At 69.8% G+C, this 22,688-nt stretch carries 19 protein-coding genes and 1 riboswitch; of the genes, 6 read left to right on the forward strand and 13 right to left on the reverse strand.

Annotated elements, in window-relative coordinates; genetic code table 11:
* Positions 1-412 precede the first annotated feature (412 nt).
* A complete protein-coding gene (locus tag ACOJUJ_RS03420) occupies positions 413-799 on the forward strand; it encodes a hypothetical protein (RefSeq protein WP_420125442.1) in 387 nt (128 codons plus the stop codon).
* Between the two features lie 255 nt (positions 800-1,054).
* Here the strand turns inward: ACOJUJ_RS03420 and ACOJUJ_RS03425 are convergent, their stop codons facing one another.
* From ACOJUJ_RS03425 to ACOJUJ_RS03435, 3 genes are all read right to left on the reverse strand, one after another.
* Entirely contained in the window at positions 1,055-2,233 is a 1,179-nt protein-coding gene (locus ACOJUJ_RS03425; RefSeq protein WP_420125443.1) for a hypothetical protein, read from the reverse strand.
* A 513-nt stretch (positions 2,234-2,746) separates the two neighbouring features.
* Complete coding sequence (locus ACOJUJ_RS03430; RefSeq protein ID WP_420125444.1) at positions 2,747-3,703, reverse strand: YihY/virulence factor BrkB family protein; 957 nt, start codon at positions 3,701-3,703, stop codon at positions 2,747-2,749.
* Between the two features lie 105 nt (positions 3,704-3,808).
* Positions 3,809-3,997, reverse strand: coding sequence for a hypothetical protein (locus ACOJUJ_RS03435; protein WP_420125445.1), 189 nt, complete (start codon positions 3,995-3,997; stop codon positions 3,809-3,811).
* Between the two features lie 134 nt (positions 3,998-4,131).
* Between ACOJUJ_RS03435 and ACOJUJ_RS03440 the strand changes: the two genes are divergently transcribed.
* Positions 4,132-4,890 carry a hypothetical protein gene (locus ACOJUJ_RS03440; RefSeq protein ID WP_420125446.1) on the forward strand — a complete coding sequence of 253 codons (759 nt, stop codon included), beginning with the start codon at positions 4,132-4,134 and terminating at the stop codon, positions 4,888-4,890.
* A gap of 491 nt (positions 4,891-5,381) precedes the next feature.
* Here the strand turns inward: ACOJUJ_RS03440 and ACOJUJ_RS03445 are convergent, their stop codons facing one another.
* Positions 5,382-6,191 carry an IS5 family transposase gene (locus ACOJUJ_RS03445; protein WP_420125447.1) on the reverse strand — a complete coding sequence of 270 codons (810 nt, stop codon included), beginning with the start codon at positions 6,189-6,191 and terminating at the stop codon, positions 5,382-5,384.
* A 405-nt stretch (positions 6,192-6,596) separates the two neighbouring features.
* Positions 6,597-6,672, forward strand: a riboswitch (cyclic di-GMP riboswitch).
* Positions 6,673-6,707: 35 nt separating this feature from the next.
* Between ACOJUJ_RS03445 and ACOJUJ_RS03450 the strand changes: the two genes are divergently transcribed.
* On the forward strand, positions 6,708-8,285 hold the full coding sequence (locus ACOJUJ_RS03450; RefSeq protein ID WP_420125448.1) for a hypothetical protein: 1,578 nt from the start codon (positions 6,708-6,710) through the stop codon (positions 8,283-8,285).
* A gap of 543 nt (positions 8,286-8,828) precedes the next feature.
* On the opposite strand, the gene ACOJUJ_RS03455 is transcribed toward ACOJUJ_RS03450, so the two are convergent.
* The 4 genes from ACOJUJ_RS03455 to ACOJUJ_RS03470 form a co-directional block, all read right to left on the reverse strand.
* Positions 8,829-9,902 carry a PA0069 family radical SAM protein gene (locus ACOJUJ_RS03455; protein WP_420125449.1) on the reverse strand — a complete coding sequence of 358 codons (1,074 nt, stop codon included), beginning with the start codon at positions 9,900-9,902 and terminating at the stop codon, positions 8,829-8,831.
* Between the two features lie 422 nt (positions 9,903-10,324).
* On the reverse strand, positions 10,325-11,029 hold the full coding sequence (locus tag ACOJUJ_RS03460; RefSeq protein WP_420125450.1) for a hypothetical protein: 705 nt from the start codon (positions 11,027-11,029) through the stop codon (positions 10,325-10,327).
* Between the two features lie 267 nt (positions 11,030-11,296).
* Complete coding sequence (locus ACOJUJ_RS03465) at positions 11,297-11,935, reverse strand: DUF4337 domain-containing protein (RefSeq protein WP_420125451.1); 639 nt, start codon at positions 11,933-11,935, stop codon at positions 11,297-11,299.
* 330 nt (positions 11,936-12,265) lie between these two features.
* Complete coding sequence (locus tag ACOJUJ_RS03470; protein WP_420125452.1) at positions 12,266-12,841, reverse strand: hypothetical protein; 576 nt, start codon at positions 12,839-12,841, stop codon at positions 12,266-12,268.
* Positions 12,842-13,133: 292 nt separating this feature from the next.
* On the opposite strand from ACOJUJ_RS03470, the gene ACOJUJ_RS03475 reads away from it, so the two are divergent.
* Positions 13,134-14,078, forward strand: coding sequence for an SMP-30/gluconolactonase/LRE family protein (locus ACOJUJ_RS03475; protein ID WP_420125505.1), 945 nt, complete (start codon positions 13,134-13,136; stop codon positions 14,076-14,078).
* Positions 14,079-14,439: 361 nt separating this feature from the next.
* Here ACOJUJ_RS03475 and ACOJUJ_RS03480 read toward each other — a convergent pair whose 3' ends face one another.
* The 5 genes from ACOJUJ_RS03480 to ACOJUJ_RS03500 form a co-directional block, all read right to left on the reverse strand.
* Positions 14,440-15,609, reverse strand: coding sequence for a P1 family peptidase (locus ACOJUJ_RS03480; RefSeq protein ID WP_420125453.1), 1,170 nt, complete (start codon positions 15,607-15,609; stop codon positions 14,440-14,442).
* Positions 15,610-15,768: 159 nt separating this feature from the next.
* On the reverse strand, positions 15,769-15,912 hold the full coding sequence (locus ACOJUJ_RS03485) for a lasso RiPP family leader peptide-containing protein (protein ID WP_420125454.1): 144 nt from the start codon (positions 15,910-15,912) through the stop codon (positions 15,769-15,771).
* Between the two features lie 127 nt (positions 15,913-16,039).
* Positions 16,040-17,968 carry an asparagine synthetase B family protein gene (locus tag ACOJUJ_RS03490; protein WP_420125455.1) on the reverse strand — a complete coding sequence of 643 codons (1,929 nt, stop codon included), beginning with the start codon at positions 17,966-17,968 and terminating at the stop codon, positions 16,040-16,042.
* Between the two features lie 16 nt (positions 17,969-17,984).
* Positions 17,985-18,437: a lasso peptide biosynthesis B2 protein gene (locus tag ACOJUJ_RS03495; protein ID WP_420125456.1), complete on the reverse strand. Its 453-nt coding sequence runs from the start codon at positions 18,435-18,437 to the stop codon at positions 17,985-17,987.
* Positions 18,424-18,690, reverse strand: a complete 267-nt coding sequence (locus tag ACOJUJ_RS03500) for a PqqD family protein (RefSeq protein WP_420125457.1) — start codon at positions 18,688-18,690, stop codon at positions 18,424-18,426. Before ACOJUJ_RS03500 ends, ACOJUJ_RS03495 begins: the two co-directional genes overlap by 14 nt.
* 274 nt (positions 18,691-18,964) lie before the next feature.
* Between ACOJUJ_RS03500 and ACOJUJ_RS03505 the strand changes: the two genes are divergently transcribed.
* Positions 18,965-21,445 carry an ABC transporter permease gene (locus tag ACOJUJ_RS03505; protein WP_420125458.1) on the forward strand — a complete coding sequence of 827 codons (2,481 nt, stop codon included), beginning with the start codon at positions 18,965-18,967 and terminating at the stop codon, positions 21,443-21,445.
* A 75-nt stretch (positions 21,446-21,520) separates the two neighbouring features.
* Positions 21,521-22,561, forward strand: coding sequence for a hypothetical protein (locus ACOJUJ_RS03510; protein ID WP_420125459.1), 1,041 nt, complete (start codon positions 21,521-21,523; stop codon positions 22,559-22,561).
* Positions 22,562-22,688: the final 127 nt, after the last annotated feature.

Raw genomic sequence — 22,688 nt, forward strand, 5'->3', positions numbered from 1 at the left:
GACCCCTCCCCCAAACTGCGGGGGAGGGGTTGTTCGTACAGACAATTGCTGAGGAAGCACCACCCCTCCCCCGGGGTTGGGGGAGGGGTCGCCGCGAGCCGCGAGGAACGAGCGGCGAAGTCGGCGGGGGAGAGGGCCCCGCGAGTCACGACGAACCCGCCCCTTCACCCGTTCACCCGTTCACCCGTTCACCCGTTCACCCGTTCACCCGTTCACCCGTTCACCTCAATGAGGGAAAGTTGAACTCCGCCCGCCGAAACCTTGCGGCGCGGCGTCCGTATCAGCATCCCACGACCTGCGGAAGACGTGGCGGGGAAAGCAGTTACGCTCCCACGCTTGCGCGGCGCGGCGGGCCGGCGGACATTGGTGCGGCGGCCCACCAACCGATTCCCTCCCTGTCAGGAGTTCACCCGTGGAAGACAGCAGCACGGCTCGCGGCGCGGGCGGCACCCCCGGCGGCATCCTGGAGTTCGTGATCGGCGTGGCGCTGGCGTGCGCCGGCGCGTACCTGCTCACCTCGCGCGTCACGGTGACGACCGGTTTCTGGAACTTCTGGGGACAGAACTCGTTCGGCCTCACCCTTATCCCGTTGCTGCTGGGGATTGGGATGATCTTCTTCAACGGCCGGTCGTTCTTTGGATGGATGCTGGTGATCGTGGGCGCGGTGGTCATCCTGGCCGGGATCATCGCCAACATGAGCATCTACTTTCAGCCCACCAGCCTGTTCAACACCATCATGATGCTGGCGCTGCTGGCCGGCGGCCTGGGCCTGGTCGCCAAATCGGTGCGCAGCCACTGACGCTCGCGGCGTTCGTGAACGGCGGTTCCTGAACGCGGAGTACGTGAAGCCGAAAGCGAGAGTACGCGGATGGGGCTCCCCTCCGCGTACTCTCTTTTACCCTGAATCCGGAAGTCCGGAAGGACGAACACGGCGAAGGTACAGAGGAACAGAGAACAGCGAGAGATACGGAGGATGATGATTGTCCTCTGGTTCTCTGGTTTGGGTCTGTCCCTCCGTACCTTTCCGCTGTTGTTCGTGTGGGATCGCTCGCGTCTATTTCGCGCAGCCGCCGCCAGCGTGCAGGTGCTGGCGAAAGCGGCGTGCGACGGCGGGAAGGCGGTCGCGGCGGGCGCGGAGGGTACCTTCGAGCGCGGCAGACCGCCGGACCCATTCCTGCGGCATCCGGAACACGGCGCCGGCGATGGCGTCGTCACCCAGAAGGACCGTCAGGTCCGCGGCGGTGGAATCCCACGTGGCCTGGGGAACGCTGCAGAGCAGGCGCAGATCCAGCTTGCGCGACTTGACCAGCAAGCCTTGAAGGTCACGGTACGCCGTATCGAACCGCACGATCTTGGGATCCACCCGGCGCGCCAGCCCCGGGATCACGCCGCCGTAGTCCGAGAACGCGTAGTCGCGGTCGCGGGGGATGACGATCCAGGACGCCGCCCCCCCGCGAGCCATCCGCGCCCACCGCAGCTGGCCCTCATGCCGGTCCCAGTCACCCATGTACACGTCCATCAGCCGCGCCCGCAGGTACGCCTCCACGTTGACGCGGTCTCCCGGCCGGCGGCGCAGCTCCGCCCACAGCGAATCGGTGGAGACCACCCGGTCCACCCCCCGGAAGCCCGCCCGCGGATACTCCTGGATCGTCCCGGGGAGCCCCGCGTAGTCCGCCCCGAACTGGCCCAGGCTCGCCGGCGCGGGCATGGCCACCAGCCGGGCCGAGGCGTTCATCACGCCGGCGGCGTCCTGCAGCCCGGCGGCAACCAGCGAGGCGCCGGGATGTAGCGCGCTCACCTGGTCCTGGCGAATGCGGCCCATCACCAGGCGGGGCAGGGGGGAGAGCGCCTTTGCCTGGTCCTTGTCCAGCGAGCGGAACCGGTATTCGCGGCCGTCCGCCCCCCGCAGCTCCAGCGAACGCGTCTGCCGCCCGCCACCCGCCTTCAACGGCTGGAACCAGGCCAGGTTCAGCACCGGCGCGCGGATCGGTGCCGCCCACACGTCGCGGTACCCTTCGCCCATCAGCACGCGGTGCAGCGGCGATCCCACGTACCGGGTCGCGACCGCGCCGTCCGCGACCGGCCCCTGCTCCGTGCTGCCCGTCTCCCAGTCCGGCCTGGGGATCCCGGGGCGCGGCAGCGCGCTCATCCCCGCCGCCACCAGCCCCGCGACCACGCCCGCAACCGCGGCCGCGCGGCGGCGCCGCTGAACGCGCGCTGGCCGGCGGCGCACCGGATGGAGCGGCGCCGCGGGTGTGTGTGATGAGGGGGTGAAGACGGTTTCTCGCGCCATGAAGCTGGCTGGGGGCGATGGTGCGGTCGATGCCACCTTCGCAGGATCGTTGCCGCGACTCGCGCAGGAGCGGCAGCAGCCGCCGCGGCAACGTCGGAAAGTCCCGCAAACTACGCGCGGCGTCAACCGCGGAACAGCGGCGACGGGCACTTCACCATGCACAAGCCGCCGACACCACGGTGCTGGCGCATCCGCCACGCCGGTCCGCCGGGCCGGTAACGAGACGCGCAGCAGGTTTTCGCGAAGTTTATACCCTCTCCCGCGTGCGGGAGAGGGTGCGAGCCTAAGCGAGCGGGTGAGGGCCGCCGACCGACGCAACTTGATTCCTTCCGAAGCGCCTCAGTCCCAGAAGCGACACGAACCTCCCCCAGGGTTTTGGGGGGAGGTGCGAGCCCAGGCGAGCGGAGGGGGCGCCGCGGACGCAACGTGATCCAGGCCGCGGCGCATCAAAGTCTACTTCTTCTTCCCCCGGTTCCCCGGCAGCGGCTGCGGCGCGGGGAGCGGGGACTTCGTGGGATCGCCGATCTCGTCGTTCATCCGGCGCGCGCCCTCCTTGGGGACGATGCCGGCGCCGTTGCGGATGGCCCACGCCTGCGTGAACTCCGCGCCAAACAGCACGATCATGGACGAGTAGTAGATCCACACCAGCAGCAGCGCCAGCGACCCCGCCGCCCCGAAGGCCTCGCCCGGGTTGCTGCGCCCCAGGTACAGCCCCAGCAGGAACTTGCCGATGGTGAACAGCAGCGCCGTCACCACCGCGCCCACCCGCACGTCGTTCCAGCTGATCCTGGCGTCCGGCAGCACCTTGTAGATGGCGGCGAACAGCCCCGTGATCACCACAAAGCTCAGCACGAAGTTGATGATGTGCGCCACCACCTCCGAACCGCCGGGGATCAGCCGCCCGATCATCCCGCCCACCGCGGAAAGCGCCGCGCTCAGCGCCAGCGACACCAGCAGCAGGAACGCCACCCCCAGGATCATCCCCAGCGACAGGATGCGCTTGGTGATCATGTTCTTGATGCCGCCCTGCTTGGGGTCCGGCTCCACCTCCCAGGCACGGTTCAGCGCGCTCTGCAGCTGCAGGAACGATCCCGTGGCGCCAAAGACGATCGCCGCGATGCCCAGCACGGCCTTGAGCCCCTTGCCGCCGGGACGCTCGGCCTCCTGCATGATGTTGCCGATCTCCTGCGCCCCCTCGGGCCCCATGAAGCCGCCCATCTGCGTGGCGAGCGCCCGCTGCACCTCGGCGGGGTCGAACACGGCGCTGGCGATCAGCAGGATCAGGATCAGCAGCGGCGGCAGCGAGAACACGATGTAGTACGAGAGCGCCGCCGCCCGCACCGGGCACTCGTCATCGGAAAAGTCCTTGAACGTGTCCTTCAGCAGCCCCATCATCCCCGTCATCTTCATGCTCCGCCCCTCCCCAAGTCACACGTTGCGCCGTCCCCGTTGGGGCGCGCGTTTGCAAGCATGGTTCCATCAACCGTTTACCAGCGTCGGCTTTCCGCTTCGCTGTCACGCCTCGGCGGAGGTGTCCGCCTGCGCGTCCGTCCGCGCCACGCCGTCCTCGCTGCCGTCCGGGGCCTCGCCGCGCGCCGCCAGGCTCTTTGCCGAAAGATTGGGCTTTCGCTCGCCGGAATGGTCCTCCGCCGACACTCCGGCGGCTTCCTTGGCGTTCAGGTCGTGCTTTCGGTCGTGGTTCATCGGGCTCTCCATGGTCTGGTGGATGGATGACGATCACAGGCCGCTCTTCATCATCCGCGCCGCCGTTGCCCCGGGTGGCTGCGGGCGCCTATTCTTGCCGGGTACGACCGTTCTGAATCCACGTTCATCGAGCGATGCCCGACGCCTTTTCCCCCGCCTCTGCCCTGGATTCGCACCCGGCGCTTCCGGACGCGCCGCTGCTGCTGCCATCGCGCATCATCGAAACCACCCAGGTACTGTGCGACCGCATCGAGGAGCGGTTTCCCGGCAGCGGGCTGGGACGGGTGGCGCGCCAGCAGCTGGTGATCGCGCGAACCACGCTGGCGCGGGTAGAATGGGTGCAGCGGCCCATCCTGTGGGTGCGCGTGGCGGTGGGGGTGGTCATCGTGCTGCTTGTGGTGCTGGTGGCGGGGATTGCGCTGCAGCTGAACCTGCAGCCGGGCGGGCTGCACGTGGTGGAGGCTATCCAGGCGGTCGAGGCGGCTATCAACGAGATGATCTTCCTGGGCGCCGCCATCCTTTTCCTTGCCACCACCGAAAGCCGCATCAAGCGGCGCAAGGCGCTGGGCGCCCTTCGCGACCTCCGCGCGCTGGCCCACATCGTCGACATGCACCAGCTCACCAAGGACCCCGAGCGGTACACCGGATCCGACACCGTCTCTGAAGATACCCCCTCGTCACCGCGCCGCAGGTTCACGCGCTGGGAGCTTTCGCGGTACCTGGACTACTGCAGCGAGATGCTGGCGCTCAACAGCAAGCTGGCCGCGCTCTACGCGCAGACGCTGGACGACCCCGTCGTGCTGGCCGCCGTGGACGAGGTGGAGGCGCTGACCACCGGCCTGGCGGCGAAGATCGGGCAGAAGCTGGTGATCGTCGATCGGCTGAACGGGTGAACGGGTGAGCGGGTGTGAGGGTGTGAGGGTGTGAGGGTGTCAGGGTGTGAGGGTGTGAGGGTGTTTCGCTGCGTAAAGTGCGGGACGTAAGTCTCGCGGTGCGTGACCGCTGCCCCCGACGAGTCATTTCTAAGGATGCGCCGACTCAGTAATCTATCCGCGGGCTGCTCGTGACATGCTCAGCGCTCTCCCATCTCGCGGACGGGTTTCCTTTTGAAGGACTCGGATCGATCCCAACCTCCCGTCCGAACCCTGCATCCTGCATTTTTCGTTCGGATTTCGGACAGCGGGCCGAAATCTCGCGCCACGCCTGGATTGTACGTTATCCAGCGCCTGCTCCCGTCCGGAATCCGAACAGTTGCTTCGCATAGGCGATCCGGCGCACAATCGGCTAAACGACTATCCTGTTGAGACTTGCATCTGACATGCAGTCGGGAACGCTCCTCGCCATAGCCAGGGTGCAACGTGGATGCTTCCGCCCTGAGAGGGTGTTATGAACCGATCTCCAAGAGCTTGCTTGCTTTAGAGAGCATCAGGCATGCGAACGCAATGTAATGCATGCCTTCCAGAGTCTTGGACAATCGTTCATAGTCCCTGGCCAGACGACGAAAGCGGCTGAGCCAGCCAAAGCTCCGCTCGACGACCCAGCGCTTGGGCAGAAGCACAAAGCCTTTGCACGTCTCGGGCAGCATCACGACCTCGAGTCGAATGCCGTGCTCCTGGGCCGCATCATGTGCAACCGGACCACGGTACGCACCATCCACGAACGCGGTGACGACGCTTTGGCCGGTTGCTTCCTGAGTGGCGCGGGCCACCGCAGCGACCGCATCTCGATCCTGCTCCTTGGCGGAGGTGACCACCAAGCCAAGCAGATTGCCAAGCGTATCCACGGAGATGTGTACCTTGGATCCGCGCTTCTTCTTGTTCGGATCGTTCCCCGCTCGGGCCCCGCTCTCCCACGTGGAGCGCAGCGTCCTCGCGTCGAACACGGCTGCGGTGGGTTGCGGCGTCCGTGCTTGGAGGACCCGGAGAAGTTCGCGCAAATCGTTGACGATCTGGTCGAACACTCGTGCCCGAATCCAGCGCTGCGTCTGCTGGTAAACCGCCGCCCAAGGTGGTAAATCATGGGGGATGTAGCGCCACGCAGCTCCTGTTCGGACCGCCCAGCGCAAGCCGTTGAACACCTCTCGTAGAGAGTGTTCGCGCTGAGGCGAAGTTACCCTGATGAGGGCAAGGTAAGGCGCGACGAAGGCCCATTCCTCGTCGCTGACGTCGCTCGGATATGGCTTACGGCTGGACATGAAGGTAAATGTAACATCAAGTAAACAAAGTGCATAACACCCTCTGAGAGGAGAAAACCCGATGAGCCGTCGTGAATACGCCCGCCGCAGCACCGTCGCCGCGCAGCTTCGCCAGATGCTGACCGCCGCCGCCGTCATCGCGACCTGCGCCGCCGCCGCGTTCGTCGGGTCGGCCATCTGACCCGCCGATTGCGCCAAGACGAGCCCTGCGTCGTGGCAATGGACGGCGCGGCACGGTTTTCGTAAGTGCAATCGTGATTTCAGGATAGCGGGGGTGCCCGCACGGCGTGTCCAGTACCGCGGCGCGGCGGATGAAACCCTTGTGCATGGTAACGGGTGCGTTATATTAAGCGCACTCTGCTACATCGGGGTGTGTCACGCACCCTACGCAGGGTTCCTCCTGTAATCCCGAAACGGCACCCCGGTCGCGAGGCCGGTCCGCAAAGCTAGGGGTCTCCCCGGAGACAGCCCGGCCGCCGAAGGAGAGCAAACCATCGCTCTTCCCAAAGGCTGGTCATGGTTCGTCTCTCCCTCACCCGCGGGCTCGCCGCCCGCATCGCCGCCGTGGGCGCGCTCCTCGCCGCCACCGCGTGCACCGATGGCATGACTTCTCCCTCCGCGTCCGACGACGCGGCGTTCAAGAAGTCCCCGCTGCCATCCCTTCCGACGGTCCCGTCCAACCTGCACACCGGCAAGTACCGCGACAGCGGCCTGCCGCACGCCACCGGCCGTTCGGGCAGCGCCCGCCTGGCCGCGCGCGCCATTCGCGGCGCCGACGGCGTTACGCGCCTGCTGGTGACCACGGGCAGCGTCGACAACCCGGCCGCGGCGCCGGGCGAGCTGGCCAAGGTGCAGCTCAAGGCGTACCTCCCCGACGGCACCAAGCTGTGGACGCAGAACTTTCAGCGGCCCACCAGCGGCGGCTCGTACGAGTTTCTGCTTCCGGGGCTGCCGGCCGGCACGCGCATCGACGTGCAGGCCAACGTGCGCGGCATCGACCGCAACCGCACGGACGTCGTGGAGGTCACGGAAACCGTGAAGCTGGGCGCCGCGCTGGGCGTGACCATCGACCCGCCGGCCCAGGTGGTCACGGGCGTGCCCACCGTCATCACGGGCACCGTTCGCGAGACCAACGGGCAGGTGGGCGCCTACACCTCGTGCGTGCTGGTGGTGGACGGGGTCGAGGTGGACCGCATCGACCACATCTGGGTGGACGCGGGCGACGTGGTGACCTGCGCCTTTACGCACACCTTCCGCACCGGCGGATCGCACGACGTGGAGATGCGGCTGATCGCCGGCCCCGGCGACCAGACCTTCGTCACCGATCCGCCGTCGGATTCGGGCGAGGTGGTCGCGCAGGATCCCAACCCCACGCCTTCGTTCTCGGCGTCGGTAATGGACCGCACGGTGGCCGAGGAGCGGCTGTACGACGAGACCTGGTGGAACCCGGACGGCTCCGACCGCGAGTTCCACCAGAACAACGGTGAGGCCACGCGCACCCAGAACTTCGCCATGACGGGCACCCTTGCCCGCGCCGCGTCCTTCCCGCTGGCCACCGTGTCCATCGAGGTGGCGTCCGACGCGGGCGTGTGGCACTCGGCGCAGTGGACCGGCCTGGTGGCCGTGCCCAACCTGAGCGGCCAGTCGTGCGTGGACCAGCTGTCCCCGGCTGACGGCTCGCACTTCTACCTGTGCAGCTCGGGCTCGGGTGCCACCGGCACCACCGCGTTCGGCTACACCCGCTTCGCCGGCACGGTGACCTACCACTCGCGCGCCTTCCACCGCCAGTGGGACGCCATCGCGGGGGTGGAGACCACGTTCAGCTGGAACAACGTCGACGAGACGTACAACGGCGGCGGGCAGATGCGCCCCCTGGGCAGCGCCGTCAGCTTCAACATCACCGTGCGGGACCTGGTGGGCAGCATCCCGGTGAGCGGCACCGTGCCGCTGACCTCGTTCGACGAGGGCACCGTTACGCTGGCCCCCTACACCTGCAAGGACGAGATGCCGTACTGGCTGTACGGCGGCGTGAAGACGGTGTGCGAGGGTGCGTCCAGCCGGACCTACGGCTGGAGCGGCCAGGCCAACGGGTGAACGGGTGAACGGGTGAACGGGTGAACGGGTGAACGGGTGAACGGGTGATGACGAAGCCCCCGCGCGAGCGATTCGCGCGGGGGCTTCTCGTTTGTGGCGGGGCGGCGCGGTGGGGTGAGCGGGGGATGAGCGGGTAAACCCGCTGCTGGGAACGCGATAAGCCCCGTCTCGGCTCGTAGCACTCGCCCAACGGGGCTTCACCTGCTCGAGGTCGGCGGGGGCCTGCGCGCCTGGATAGCCGTCCGCGAGAAAACGTCATCGTGCCGCGATTGCTGCCTCACCTCTCCCTCTCCGACGCAGTTTGTGGGGGAGGGTCGGGGAGGGGGCGGCCCACCATCCCACACCCTCCCGTCCGAAGCACCTCGATCTCAGCCCCAACCCAACCTCCCCCGGCAGTTCCGGGGAAGGTGGGCGAGTGGTGCTCGCCCGGAGGGGGCCTGCGCCGGCCCGTCCGGAGACGCAACGCAGGATTGTGCGACGTGTATCCCCTCTCCCACGCAGTTTGTGGGAGAGGGCAGGCGAGGAACGAGCCGGGTGAGGGGGCTAGTCGAAGAGCCCCATCTGGCCGCGCGGGTCGTGGGGGCGGCGGAATGCGGCGGTGGACAGCGCGGGGAAGGTGCGCACCAGCCCGTGTTTACGACAGGCGGCGCCGAACAGGACCTCGTACTGGTCCGCGAACACCCCTTCGCCGCGCATGCGGGTGCTCCACTCGCTGTCGTACAGCTTGCCGCCGCGCATCTCGCGGATGCGGTTCAGGACCTTGTCCTTGCGGTCGGGAAAGTGGGTCTGCAGCCAGTCCTCGAACAATCCCTTTAGCCCGTGCGGCAGCCGCAGGGGGATGTACGACGCGGCCAAGGCGCCCGCGTCAGCCGCGGCCGCCAGGATCGCCGGCATCTCGTGGTCGGTAAGCCCGGGCACCACCGGCGCCGCCAGCACCCTCACGGGGATCCCCGCCTGCGACAGCTTGCGCACCGCCTCCAGCCGGCGGGCGGGCGTGGAAGCACGGGGCTCCATTACCCGCTGCAGCTTTTCGTTGAGCGTGGTGATGGAGATGTTCACCACCGCCGCCTGCTGCGCCGCCAGTTCGCCCAGCAGGTCGATGTCGCGCGTGACCAGGTGGTTCTTGGTGACCATGGCCACCGGGTTCTGGAACTCCGCCAGCACCTCCAGGCAGCGCCGGGTGATCTCCAGCCTGCGCTCCACCGGCTGGTACGGATCCGTCACCCCCGACATGGCGATCGGCTGCGGCGTCCAGCGTGGCGAGGCCAGCTCGCGGCGCAGCAGCTCCGGCGCTTCGTGCTTGACCATGATGCGCGTCTCAAAGTCCAGCCCGGCAGAAAATCCCAGGTACTCGTGCGTGGGGCGCGCAAAGCAGTAGATGCAGCCGTGCTCGCACCCGCGGTACGGGTTCACGCTCGTTTCGAACGGGATGTCGGGGCTGTCGTTGCGCGAGATGATCCCCCGCGTGTGGTCGCGCAGGAACTCGGTGCGCGGATCCGGCTCGTCGTCGCCGTGCGCGTCCAGCCAGTCGCCGTCCGCGACGTACTCCGCGTCGACAAAGCGGTTTCTGGGGTTCTGCGGCGCGCCGCGTCCGCGGAGCTGTACCAGCTGCTGCATTCGGGACCCCTTGAGATCAGGGTGGTCGTACACCCTGTAATCTAACCCGAAACAATCCCGAAATCAACGGAACGGGAGCGGCTGGATCAACTGCCCAGTGTCTATTTCATCTCCCGGATTCGATGTGCGGTGAAGGGAACGACTTTCACGCGGAGGCGCGGAGGGAACGCCCAAGACGCCTCCGCGCCTCATCAGTTCCTCCGCGGCTCCGCGTGATGCTTTTCCGTTGCTCCTTGATTGCACAACGAACTGAGAGAAATGGTAACCAACGTCCTCCAGAGACGGTGCCGGAAAGCGGAGATGGATAACCTGAGCGGGACAAATGACTTCGGCCGCTCGCCGGGAAAGGCGAGCGGCCGAAGTGTGCGGCGCATCAGGAGAGGTTGCTTGAACCTTGAACCTGGGTACTCGGATCCTGTCGTTCAGCTTCCCGCCGGCACCACCGCAAAGTCGTCGATGATGACGTCGATGTTGTGGTTCAGCCGCAGGCCCACGACGCCGGCGGTGTTCACGCCGCGGGGCAGGGCGCCCACCTCGGTGCCGTTGACCAGAAAGCGCACGCCGGTCGCGCTGGATTCCACCGCCAGCGCGTTGACGGCCTTGCCGTTGGCGCCGGGGCGCTGCACGGCGGCGTGCTCCGTCCAGTCGATCACCGTGTGCGTCTCGTCGCCGGCGCGGTGCTTGACCAGGAACTTGCCGTCCTGGCGAACCAGAAAGTACAGGTAGTCCTGGTTCTCGGCGTCCAGGTTGCGCCCGCCCAGGAGCAGGCCGAACGCCTCGGGGTGCGCGGACGGCTTGTTGAGCGTGAACGTGCCCTGCACCCTGAACGCGCCGGAGGCGGTGGCCGTCGGCTGGTAGAAGATGCCGGCGGGCCCCAGGATGGCGTGCAGCCGGCCATCCATCTGCATGAAGTGGATGCCGTCGGTGCTTCCCGGCCGGTCAAGCCGCGCCTGCCAGCCTTCGGGAATGCCGGTGGCGTGCGGCGCGGCGTGGTCGCCGTGCCCGGCGGCCGGCTGTGCTCCGTGCTGGTGCTGGCCCGCCGCCGGCTGCTGTCCGCCGTGGTTGTGCTGCGCCGCCGCCGGCACGGCCGCGACCAGCAGTGACGCCATGACAATGATTCCGCGCATTGCTTCTCCGTGGTTTGTCGCGTGAGGAGGCCGGAGATGCCCGGCATTCCTCCAACCTACGCTCCCCGTCCGCAAACGCAATCATTCTGGGATGAGCGGCTGGTGAAGGCGGACGAGCGGTTCGAAGCCCCTTCAACGCGGAGTACGCGGAGCAGGAAACGAACGTCGCGGAGAAATTTCGATCTTTTCTCCGCGGCGCTCCGTTTTCTCCGCGCCTCCACCCGGAGCGGCCGGACCGGGACGTGGGCGCGATCCCGGATCCGCGGATCAGAACGGCAGGGGAAACATCAGCAGAAAGCCGTTGATCATCAGCACCGCGCCAACCACGCCCAGGCCGATGGAGATGTACAGGACCCTGTGCGACAGGGCCAGAATGGCCACGGAGCCCAGCACGATGGCCAGCTGAAACGCCACCTCGCTGTAGTCGAAGTTGCTGTCCTGCGCGCTGGCGCGCTCGCGCAGCACCTCGTAGCTGCGGGCCTGGGCACTCAGCTGCTTTTTGCCCTCGCCGCGCAGGGTGTCGGCGGGGGCGGCGGGGTCGGGCTCGTCGTCGTAGCGGGCGATGGTGGCCTTGTAGTCGTCGACCGTCTTCTGCATGTCGGCGCGCACCTGCGGGGGCAGCCCGGCGTCGGCGGCAAGCTGGGCTTCCATCTGGTCCACGGCGATGCGGTACTGCGTCTGGCGCACGTTCTTGGCCTGGTAGAACGCCCAGGTGTCGCTGGCTTTGATGTTGTTGTGGATCATGTCCTCGGCCACGTTGCCGCCGCCCAGGCTGCCGACGGCCAGCAGCATGGCAAAGAGGGCGATGAGCATGGCCGCGCGGTCGCGGAACTTGTCGTCTGCCTGGTGCTCCGCGCGTTCTTCGCGGATCTCGCTGATCAGCTCGGCGGCATCCGTTGCGTCCATCGTGCGTCTCGGTTGTGGCGGTGTGGGGATGAGGCGGTTGGCTTCTTTCCAGAATACTGCAACTGCAGGATGTAGCACACAGGGCGCTGATTCTAAAAATATCCTGCGATCCCGCAACCCCAATCCCACATTTTTCCCAAGCCCCGAACGCAGACGAGCGGTCCCGGCGCCATCGCCGAAACCGCTCGTACCGCGTGGCCCTCCCACACCCGCGCTTATCTCATAATCGCTCCCGCACTCCCGCACTCCCGCACTCCCGCACTCCCGCACTCCCGCACTCCCGCACTCCCGCACTCCCGCACTCTCGCACTCCGGCACTCTCGCACTCCCTCACCCCGCCAGTGCTTTCAGCTCGCTCCCGCTGGTCTGCAGCAGGCGGCCTACGTCGCCCAGTTCCGCCGCGGTGCCACCCAGCATCTCGCCCAGGTTGCCGATGCCGTCGCGCGCGCCCCGCAGCGGCTGCCCCAGCGCTTCCAGGTGCGTGATCTGCCGGTTGATGATGTCGGCAACGCCCTGCAGCGGCGTCTGGTCGGAAAAGATGACGGAGGGGATGTTGATGGATCCCAGCCGCGCGGGAAGCGGCACGTTGCGTTCACCGGCGGAGAGCGAGGGGATCTTGATGGCGCCCAGCGACGCGCTGGCGGAGCGCAGGTCGGCCGCCGCCTCGTCCAGCGCGGTTTCGTAGCGCTCCAGCAGGGCGCGGATGCGCTCCACCTCTCCCTTGGCGCCGCCCGCCGCGTCCTTGCCGCCCAGCGCAGCGCCCGCGGAAACCAGCGCGGCCCCCGCCTTTTCCATTGTCCCCCCGATCTCCGGAAGCCGCTCCACAAGCCCCTGCAGCAGCCGCAGCACCCGGTCCGCATTGGCGAACACCCACTGCGCCAGCCCGACGATTCCCTTGCGTGCCATGATGGTTTCTCCGCTGACAAAGCGTGCTGTTCAGATCCGGCGCGACCGGCGCGCCGGCTCCGTGAAAGCTGCGGCGGGGCAGGGCGCAATCCAAGACTTTCGTGCGCGGAATGAGGGTGCCGCGGAAAGGTCCAGCCATCCACCACCCACGCAACCGGCACCTGCCGCGCCCCTCACCCAGTGCTGGTACGCGCCGCATCCCGCCTCTTGCATGGTGTGGCGCCGCCGTCGAAACGCACCGGAATCAGTTCAAAGGGACGATGATACAGATCCACAGGGAGTGCCGTTGACCGTGGGGATACCGTGCCGCGTGCGAGATCCCGGCCCGCCGTCGCGCGTGCAGGACGCTGGCCCGCCCGTGGCGTACGACGTCCGATTCGCGGAGGTGCTGGGCGGGGAGGCGCAGCTGCTCACGCTTTACGACCAGGCGCTGTTCAGCGAGGGGCCGGTGTGGTGGCCCGCGCGTGAGATGCTGGTGTGGAGCGACATCGAGGGGCGCCGCGTACTGGGATGGCGTGCGGACGGGGCGGTGGAGGTGGTGCTGGATGCGACGCCGTTCAACAATGGCAACGCGGTGGATGCGCAGGGGCGCCTGCTGCACTGCGAGCACGGCCGGCGCTGCATCAGCCGCACGGGACCGGACGGCGAGACGGTGGTGCTCGTGACCCACTTTGCGGGCCGGCGGCTCAACTCGCCCAACGACCTTGTGGTGGCGCCGGACGGTGCGATCTGGTTCACCGATCCCACGTACGGCATCGAGAATCCCAAACAGGGATGCCCGGCGCCGGCCGAGCTGGACCACCACAGCGTCTACCGCTACGACCCCGAGACGGGTGCGCTGACGCGCATGGCGGACCTCGTCCAGCCGAACGGAATCGCGTTCTCTCCGGACGGACGTGTGCTCTACGTGTCGGATTCGGACCTGGGGCGGCACCACATCCTCGCCTTCGACGTCGGTGAGGAGGGAGCGCTGACGGGCCGGCGCGTGTTTCGGACGATCGAGCCCGGTGTGCCGGACGGGTTTTGCGTGGACGTGCGGGGATGGCTGTGGAGCAGTTCCGGAAGCGGCGTGCAGGTGTTTTCCGCGAATGGTGAGCCGCTGGGCCTCATCCCCACGCCGCACCCCTGCTCCAACTGCACCTTTGGCCCCGGCGAGCGCCGCCTCTTCATCACCGGCGAAGAAAGCCTCTGGGCCGTAGACCTGGCCAGACCGACACACCCCGACCAGTCATCCTGAGGGAGCCGCCGCGCCAATCCTTGTCTTTGCAGGATCTATGGCGGCGACCGAAGGACCTTGCCCGCGGAACCGTCGGGCCGGCCCTCTGCGGCGGGGCCTGCCCCACGGTGGCAGAGAGAAGGTCCTTCGGTCGCGCGGAAATGGTTGCGTGGGTTACGGTTCGGCGCGGCGCTCCCTCAGGATGACTGATCTCGCGATCAAGAGGTGAGGTGAGGAGCGCGGCCCCCGTTCACCCGTTCACCCGTTCACCCGTTCACCCGTTCACCCGTTCACCCGTTCACCCGTTCACCCGTTCACCCGTTCACCCGTTCACCCGTTCACCCGTTCACCCTCACACCCTCACACCCTCACACCCTCACATCTACGGCCGTCCCGGCGGCAGCGTACGGTCCCAGCCCAGCGCGTTGTAGCGCCGCAGCACCTCCAGCGTGCGGTCCAGGGGGAGCGCCTCGACCGTCATTCCGCTCCCCGTCGTCGTCGTGGCGCGGAAGAGGGAGTTGAGGATGGCTTCTTCCGTGGCTTCGGCGACGGCCTGGAACAGGCCCGTCGCCGCTTCGTTGGGCAGGTCGCGCACGGCGGCGGGCTCGCGGGCGCGAGGGTCGCGCCGCACCTGGACCGCGGTGGAAAAGGCCAGCACGTAGTCGCCGGACCCGTTGGTCATCGTGGCCCCCGTGCGGGCCAGGCCGACGAGCGCCCGGGACGCCACCCGATCCAGGTTGCGCGCGTCCAGCGGCGCGTCGGTGGCCACGACGATCATCACGCTGCCGTCGCCGCGGTCCCGCGGGCCCTCCAGCTGCGGCTGAAAGATGTAGCGCCCCAGCTCGCGGCCCACGGGCGCGCCGTTGATCGTCAGCACGCCGCCGTAGTTGGTCTGCACCAGCACGCCCACCGTCCACCCGCCCAGCGCCGCCGGCAGCCGCCGCGAACTGGTGCCGATGCCGCCCTTCCAGCCGAACGCCACCGTCCCCGTTCCCGCGCCCACGGCGCCTTCCCGCACCGGCCCCGAAGTCGCCCCCTCCAGCGCCGCCACCACGTGCTCCGCGCGCAGCGGCCGGGTGCGGATGGCGTTCAATCCGCCGTCGTTGGTCTCGCCGACAATCGGGTTGATGGAGCGCACGTCCTGCATCCCCGGCTTTGCCAGCATCCAGTCGGCCATGGCGTTGGCCGCGTTCCACACGCACAGGGTGCAGGTGAGCAGGATCGGCGTTTCCATCTCCCCCAGCTCGCGCAGCTGCGTCACCCCCAGCAGCTTGCCGAAGCCGTTGCCCACGTGCAGCGCCGCCGGCACCCGCTCCAGGTACGCGTTGCCGCCGTGGGGAAGGATGGCCGTGACGCCGGTGCGGACGGAGTCGCCCTCCACCACCGTCGTCTGCCCCACGCGCACGCCGTCTACGTCGGTGATGGCGTTCAGCGGGCCCGGCGGCAGAATGCCGATCACCACGCCGGCCTCGCGCGCCCGCGGCCGCTCTTGCGCGCCCAGCGCCGGGGTGTCGATCACGAGCAGGAGAAGGATGAGGAAGACGATGCGCACAAGCGGTTCTCCGGCGGCGCGGGTGGATGGAAACGCGAAAGCCCCGCAAAGTGCGCGGAGCTCCACCGGCACGCAATCCGGGGCGTCGTACGGCCGGGCGCGGACAGCGGCGCCTGCCCCCTGAGGGTGGGGACAGGCGCCGTCGCGATACCGCGTAGCTTAGTTGGAGATGTCGACGGTGTCGCCGACGTCCACGTCCGCCGACTTGGTGCACTCGCAGTTGTCGTCGCAGGTCAGGTTCGGACGGCCCAGCGTGAGGGCCGAGGCAGCGCCGATCTCCTGGATCTCGGGACGCTCGTACATGGGAACTCCTTTGGGGAGGGTTCGCCGCCTTCCGGGCGGCACGGATTCCCCCGGCGGATGCCGGGAGACGTATCTGCGGACGGGCGGGCGGTGCCGGTTCCGTCGGTGCGCGTGTCCTGGTGCCGCTTCATGCCACCTGCATGCTGGCCGCGCCTTCCGCCCGGCGCCGCGGGGGCTGCGCCTCCTCCACCGGGGCGGGCGCGGAGCCGGCCCGCGCGTCCAGCGTGCGCAGCCAGAGCTCCAGCGAGATGGTGCGGTGCATCTGCGCGGGGTTCACCACCATCCCGTGCCGCACCCGTCCCAGCGCCGCCACAAAGGCGGGTGCGTCGATCACTCCCAGCGCCGCCGCCCGCGAGTCGCGGAACAGGGCCGACAGCCGCGGCCACTCGCGGATGATGGCACGCTGAAACGCCTCGGTGGGGCCGGACTTTCCCGCCCGCCGCCGCAGCGTGTCGGGGATGGCGCCGCGAAACGCCCGGCGCACGATGGAGCGCGTTTCGCCCGGGCGGACCTTCTGCTCCAGGGGGATGGCCAGCGCGAACTCCACCAGCCGCCGGTCCAGGTACGGGTAGCGTGCCTCCACCCGCGGCGCGTGGTGCGTGCGCTCCAGCGCGTAGCTGCGCATGGTCTGCCGCACCATGGCGTACTGCAGCGACGCGCTGGGCACGTCGAACCCCTGGTCGTCGCGCGAGCCCAGCAGCCGCTCGCCCAGCCCGGTGCGCCGCACGAACGCCGGGTCCAGCCACTCGCCCATGGGGTTGAACCGCTGCAGCCGCGCCTGCCAGCGCGCCGGCAGCAGGGGAAAGCATCCGCCCACCCACAGCGTCTTGAGAAAGGGCCAGTGCAGCGCGCGCGACCAGGTGGCGCAGGCGCGCAGCATCTCGCCCAGCCGCCGTTCCGCCGCCAGGTCGGCCAGCACCAGCGCCTCGGGGGGCTCGCTCCAGAACAGCTGGTCGCCGCCGATGCCGCTCAGCACCACGCGCGCGCCGTCGTCCGCCATGGCCTGGGCAAGGCGGTCCTGGCGCGCCACGTAGCACAGCTGGTTGGTGGGCAGGTCGGGGCGAAAGCCCGGGGGGAGCGGGGCAAGGATGGGGCACGCGTCCTCGGACAGGTGCAGCCCCGCACGCCCCAGGCGCTCCTCGGCAAGGCGGATCCACGCCCGCTCGTCGGAGCTGGCGGCGCGGTCGAAGACGTAGGAGGCCGTGCGCACCGCCGGGGCGCTCACCCGGCCCTCGGCGACCAGCCGCTCGGCGGTGAACAGGATGGTGGTGCTGTCCACGCCGCCGCTCAGCTCGCACCACACGGGGCCGCCCGTGTCCATCCGGCAGGCCACGGCTTGATCGAACAGCGCGCGGAAGTGCGCTTCGTACTCCGCGTCGGTGGCGTAGCGCACGCGCCGCGAGGTGTCGAACGACCAGTAGCGCCGCAGTTCGGCCCGGCCGCCCTCCATCACCAGCGCGTGCGCCCCGGGAAGCTGCGACACGTCGCGGAAGGCACTCCCGGTGGAGGGGCGGTTGGCCAGGAAGTTGGCGAGAAAGTCCTCGTCCACCGTGCCCGCCAGCCCGGCGCCGTCCACCAGCGGCCGCGCCCGCGAGGCCCAGAACAGGTGCTCCGCGCCCGGGTGGTAGTACAGGGGAACGCGTCCCAGGGCATCGACCGCCAGCACCAGGCGGGCCGCCGGGGCGTCCCACAGCGCCAGGGCGAAGTCGCCCACCAGGCGGCCGAACCCCTCCACGCCCCACCGGCGGTACGCGGCCAGCGCCAGCGCGCCGGCGGCGACGGCGCGGCTTTCGGCGCCCTGGTCGGCCGCCACCTCGGCGGCGTTGTCCACGCGGCCGGCAAAGGCGATCAGCGACCCGTCGGCGGCGCGCAGCGGCTGGGCGGCGGGCGCGCCGGGCGCGGTGTGGAACGGGCGCACGGCCATGGCCACCGGCGGGGTGCGGGCGGCGTGCTCGCCGTCCGGGCCCAGCCACTCCATGCCGCGGCACATCCGCTCCAGCGCGCCGTCGGGAAGCGGCGCGCCCCGCCGGCTGCAGACGCCGGCCAGCGCGCTCACCGCGCCCTCCCCGCGCTCAGCACCGCGACATCTCCGTGTAGACGGCGCGCAGGTTGGCGGGGTCGTTCACCACCCCGCCGTCGACCTCCGTCCACGCGTGGGCGGAGAAGGGGATCTTGCGCACCCCGATCACCAGCTCCGCGGGAACGCCGCGCAGCCGCAGCAGGCACACCGACGCGGCGGCGCGCTGCAGGCACCAGGCGCGCTTGAAGTAGTAGACGCGTGCCCGGTCCACCGCGGCGCAGGTGCGGCGGACGGTTTCCGTCCGGGCGTCGGCGGGGAGGGGGCGGCGCACGGGCCACGCTTCGACCATGCGGTAAAAGCGGTGAAACCCGCCCAGCCGCAGGGCCACGTCCACAAAGGCCAGCATCAACCAGCCGGACGCCACCAGCACCCCCTCGCCCAGGGACGCCGCCGGCGCCGCCGTGGAAGGCAGCGCCTCGCCAAAGGGGAGCTCAGCCCCGGGCATCGACCAGCTTTTTGGCCACGAGGTCGTTCACGAAGGCGGCCACGTCGGCCCCCACGGCGTCGGCCGGCGCGCCCATGGCGCCCACCAGGTGCGACTCGATCTCGGGGACGGTGCGCCCCGACTCGATCTGCGACCAGATCCGGGCTCCCACGCCGTTCAGGCTGTAGTAGCGGCCCTGGCGCAGGTCCAGGAGCACGGCGCCGTCGGGATCCATCACCGAACGGACGTGGGGGTGAATGTGGATGCGCTGCATGGAATCCCCGGTGTGAGTGCCGCCGAGACCAGGTGGGCCGTGGCTTCGAAGATAACGACCTGTTATCCGACGTAAATTGCATTTTGTCTTCAAATTTTTCCGGCGCGTTCCATCTGCACGTTCCGTCTTCCGTTCAGCGGGGGCGCGGCGCGGCGGCGAGCGGACGGATCGAGAGGGGCGGGAGGGGCCGGGGGAGAAACGGTTGACATGATCTCATCCCGACAGCAATCATGTGTCATCGGCGTCCCGGCCCTTCACCCTCGGAAGGATCCGCATGGCCCTGCTCCCTCCGCCCGTCGCCCGCGCCGCCCGGCGCCTGCTGCGCTCGCCGCTGTTCGCGGGGACCGCGGTGCTCACCCTGGCCCTGGGCATCGGCGCCGCCACGGCCATCCTGGCGCTGGTGGACGCCGTCCTGCTGCGCCCGCTTCCCTACGCCGACGCCGGCCGCCTGGTGGAGTTGCGCCACGTGGCCCCGGGGTTCGAGATCACCGACGGCGGCCAGTCCGACGCCACCTTTCTGCACTACCAGCAGGGGAACCGCGTCTTTTCGGAGATGGGCGCGTACCTGGAGAACAGGGTCACGCTCACGGACACCGAGCAGCCGGAGAGGGTGCACGTGGCGCTGGCCACGCCGGGGGTGTTCGGCGCGCTGCGCGTGCGCCCCCTGCACGGGCGCGCGCTCACGGCCGCCGACGGCGAGCCGGGCGCCACGCCCGTGGTGCTGGTGAGCCACGGCCTGTGGAAGCGCCGGTACGGGGGCGACCCGGGGCTGGTGGGGCGTACGGTGGAGGTCAATCGCTCGCAACGGGAAGTCGTGGGGATCCTTCCCCCCGATTTCGCCTTTCCAAGGCGCGAGACGGAGCTGTACGTCAGCATGGGTGTGGAGCCCGCGGGGGCGGGGGTCAGGGACCTGTACCTGAGCGCGGTGGCCCGCCTGCGCGACGGCGTAACCGTGGATCAGGCAGGCGACGACCTGCGGCGGCTGGCGGGGACGCTGCCGGAGGCGTACCCCGACGCGCCGGCGCCCGTGCTGGCGCAGGCGGGATTCCAGCCCCGGGTCACGCCGCTCAAGGAGCGCATGGTGGGCGCGGTGCGCCCGGCGCTGGTGATCCTGGCGTGCGCGGTGGGCTTTCTGCTCCTGGTGGCGCTGGCCAACGTGGCCAACCTGTTCCTGGTGCGCACCGCCGGCCGCTCGCGCGAGGTTGCGGTGGAGCGGGCGCTGGGCGCCACCGACCGCGACCTGGCCCGCGGCTTCATGTCCGAAAGCCTGCTGCTGGCCCTGACGGGCGGGGTGCTTGGGCTGGTGCTGGCCGCGGGCGCCGTGCGCGCCCGCTTCGGCTTTGGGGCCGGACAGGTGCCGCGGCTGGACGAGGTGCGCCTGGGTGGCGCCGCGCTGGGCGTGGGGGTTGCCCTGGCGGTGCTGAGCGGGGTGGCGTTCGGCGCCGTCTCGCTGGCGCGTTCGGCGCGCACCGCGCCCGGCGAGGGGCTCAAGGGCGGCGGCGGGCGGGCCACGGGCGGGCGCGGATGGCACGCCGCGCAGCGCTTCCTGGTGGCCATGCAGGTGGCGCTGGCGCTGGCGCTGCTCATCGGTTCGGCCGTGATGGTGCAGAGCCTGCGCGCGCTGCGGCAGGTGGACCTGGGCTTTGGCGCGCGGCAGGTGGTCGCCGCCGAGGTGTCGCTCCCCAACCGGCAGTACCGCGGCTACGGCGAGGCGTCACGGTTCTACGCGCAGGTGCTGGAGCGCCTGCGCGCCCACCCCGGCGTCACCTCGGCCGAAGCCACGTTCACCCTTCCCCTTACGCAGACGCTGGCCTCGTTCAGCGGCGGGGTAGAGGTGCAGGGAAAGCCGCCCCGCCCGGGCGAGGTGCGTCCCTCCGTGGCCTACAACCTGGCGACGCCCGGATACTTCGAGGCGCTGCGCATCCCCCTGCTTCGCGGCCGCGGCTTTCGCTCCGGCGACCTTGCCGGCGGGGCCCCGGCGGTGGTGGTGAGCGAGGCGCTGGCCCGGGGGCTGCTGGGCGGCGAGGACCCGCTGGGGCGCCGCGTGCGGCTGGACGATGGCCAGGAGGGCGCGGAGGACGGCGCCTGGTACACCATCGTGGGCGTGGTGGGAAACGTGGCGGGCGAGAACGTGGCCGCCGGCCCCGCACGCACGCTGTACCTTCCGGTCCTGGCGGACCCGCTGGGGGAGGGCACCGCGCCCACCCTGGTGCCCCGCGACCTGACGGTGGTGGTGCGCTCGTCGCTCCCCGCCGCCTCGGTGGCGGATGCCGTGCGCGGGGCCGTGCGTGAGGTGGACGCCAAGGTGCCCGTGGCCAACGTGCGCGCGCTGGACGAGGTGGTCGCGGCGGCCACCGCCCGCAGCCGGCTCACGACACTGCTGCTGCTGGTGGCGGCCGGGACGGCGGTGTTCCTGGGCGTGCTGGGGATTTACGGCGTCGTCTCGTACTCCGTCAGCCAGCGGATGCCGGAGTTTGGCGTGCGGCTGGCCCTGGGCGCCACCCCCGCGCAGCTCAACCGCCTGGTGCTGCGCCAGGGCGCGGTGATGGCGGGCGCCGGCGTGGTGGCGGGGGTGGTGGCGGCGTTCGCCGTTACCCGTTTGCTGCGCGGGCTGCTGTACCAGGTGAGCCCCAGCGATCCGCTGGCCTTTGGGGCCATGTCCGTCCTGCTCTTTTCCGTGGCGGTGGCGGCCAGCTGGCTTCCGGCCCGCCGCGCGGGCGGCACCGACCCGCTCCGCGCCCTCCGCGCGGAGTGAACGCAGTGCGCCGGGCGGCCCGCGGGGCGGCCCGGCATCCGTTCCGACATTCCCTCTCCCCCCGACGACGTCCCCATGCACATCCGCTCCCCCCTGTTCGGGCGGCTCGCCGCCCTGGCCGTCCTGTCCGCATCCCCCGCGGCCGCCCAGCACCAGCACGACCACGGGCCCGGCCCCGCGGCTGGTCCCGCGGCGCCGGCGCCCCTGCCTACCGGGCGCTTTCCCGAGATCGCGCCGGGGTTCTACTTCGTCCCCGATTCGGCGGGGAACCTGGTGGTGGGGACGGGGGCGGAAGGCACCCTGGTGGTGGGGGTGCAGGAGCCGTCGGGGCTGGCGAAGGTGCGCACGCTGATGGATTCGCTCAACGCCGGCCCCGTGCGCTGGGTGCTGGTGATGTCGGGCGACAGCGCCGTCCGCTGGGCCGACGGCGGGTGGTCGGCGCAGGGGGCCACGGTGTTCGCGCACGAAGAGATCCGCAAGCGGGTGCGGCGTCCCCGCGGCGCGGTGGTGGTGGGCGGCACGCCTCGATACGGCTTTTCCCACGTCATCCAGCTGGAGACGAACGGGGAGGAGATCCACGTGGTGCATCACCCCAACGGATCGACCAACGCCGACGCCATCGTGCACTTCGAGACGCAGAAGTTCCTGTACCTGGGCGCGCTGTTCACCAGCGACGGGTACCCGGTCATCGACGTGGCCAGGGAGGGGTCGCTGGCGGGGCTCATCCGCTCCGCCTCGGAGTTTCTGGAAAACTACGAGTCGGATCCCAGCTGGATCGAGCCCATCATCCCCGGCCGGGGCCCGCTGGCCACCTTTGCCGACCTGCGCACCTGGCGCGACATGCTGGTGGCCGTCCGCGACCGGGTGCAGCCGATGGTGGCCGCGGGCCGCACCGCCGACGAGGTGGTCGCGGCACGCCCCACGGCGGAGTTCGACGCCCGCTGGGGCCAGGGCCCCGTTACCCCCGAGGCCTTCGTGCGCTCCGTCCACCTGTCACTGCGGCGCGAAGCCGCCCGCGCGGCACGGGAAGCGGGCCAGGCGCAGGGGCAGGGCTCGTACACCGCTCCCGCCGGCCAGCCGCAGCCGCAGACCCGACACCAGCACGGCTCGCCGTAACCGCCGCCCATCCCTGCGCGGTACATGAAATCGGGCTGAGCACGCGGTGCGGCTCGCTGATCACTGTGCACTCGATCCCGGTCCTGGAAAAGACTCGTCTCACACGGGTCAACGGGGTCAACGGTAA

Source organism: Longimicrobium sp. (assembly GCF_048594345.1).
Lineage (GTDB): Bacteria > Gemmatimonadota > Gemmatimonadetes > Longimicrobiales > Longimicrobiaceae > Longimicrobium.

Coding starts and splice junctions, on each gene's coding strand:
- ACOJUJ_RS03435 (WP_420125445.1), bottom strand. CDS start 3,997: ATGAACCACGACCGAAAGCACGACCTGAACGCCAAGGAAGCCGCCGGA.
- ACOJUJ_RS03460 (WP_420125450.1), bottom strand. CDS start 11,029: ATGCGCGGAATCATTGTCATGGCGTCACTGCTGGTCGCGGCCGTGCCG.
- ACOJUJ_RS03455 (WP_420125449.1), bottom strand. CDS start 9,902: ATGCAGCAGCTGGTACAGCTCCGCGGACGCGGCGCGCCGCAGAACCCC.
- ACOJUJ_RS03500 (WP_420125457.1), bottom strand. CDS start 18,690: ATGCAGCGCATCCACATTCACCCCCACGTCCGTTCGGTGATGGATCCC.
- ACOJUJ_RS03450 (WP_420125448.1), top strand. CDS start 6,708: ATGGTTCGTCTCTCCCTCACCCGCGGGCTCGCCGCCCGCATCGCCGCC.
- ACOJUJ_RS03485 (WP_420125454.1), bottom strand. CDS start 15,912: ATGTACGAGCGTCCCGAGATCCAGGAGATCGGCGCTGCCTCGGCCCTC.
- ACOJUJ_RS03430 (WP_420125444.1), bottom strand. CDS start 3,703: ATGAAGATGACGGGGATGATGGGGCTGCTGAAGGACACGTTCAAGGAC.
- ACOJUJ_RS03445 (WP_420125447.1), bottom strand. CDS start 6,191: ATGTCCAGCCGTAAGCCATATCCGAGCGACGTCAGCGACGAGGAATGG.
- ACOJUJ_RS03470 (WP_420125452.1), bottom strand. CDS start 12,841: ATGGCACGCAAGGGAATCGTCGGGCTGGCGCAGTGGGTGTTCGCCAAT.
- ACOJUJ_RS03465 (WP_420125451.1), bottom strand. CDS start 11,935: ATGGACGCAACGGATGCCGCCGAGCTGATCAGCGAGATCCGCGAAGAA.
- ACOJUJ_RS03505 (WP_420125458.1), top strand. CDS start 18,965: ATGGCCCTGCTCCCTCCGCCCGTCGCCCGCGCCGCCCGGCGCCTGCTG.
- ACOJUJ_RS03495 (WP_420125456.1), bottom strand. CDS start 18,437: ATGCCCGGGGCTGAGCTCCCCTTTGGCGAGGCGCTGCCTTCCACGGCG.
- ACOJUJ_RS03510 (WP_420125459.1), top strand. CDS start 21,521: ATGCACATCCGCTCCCCCCTGTTCGGGCGGCTCGCCGCCCTGGCCGTC.
- ACOJUJ_RS03440 (WP_420125446.1), top strand. CDS start 4,132: ATGCCCGACGCCTTTTCCCCCGCCTCTGCCCTGGATTCGCACCCGGCG.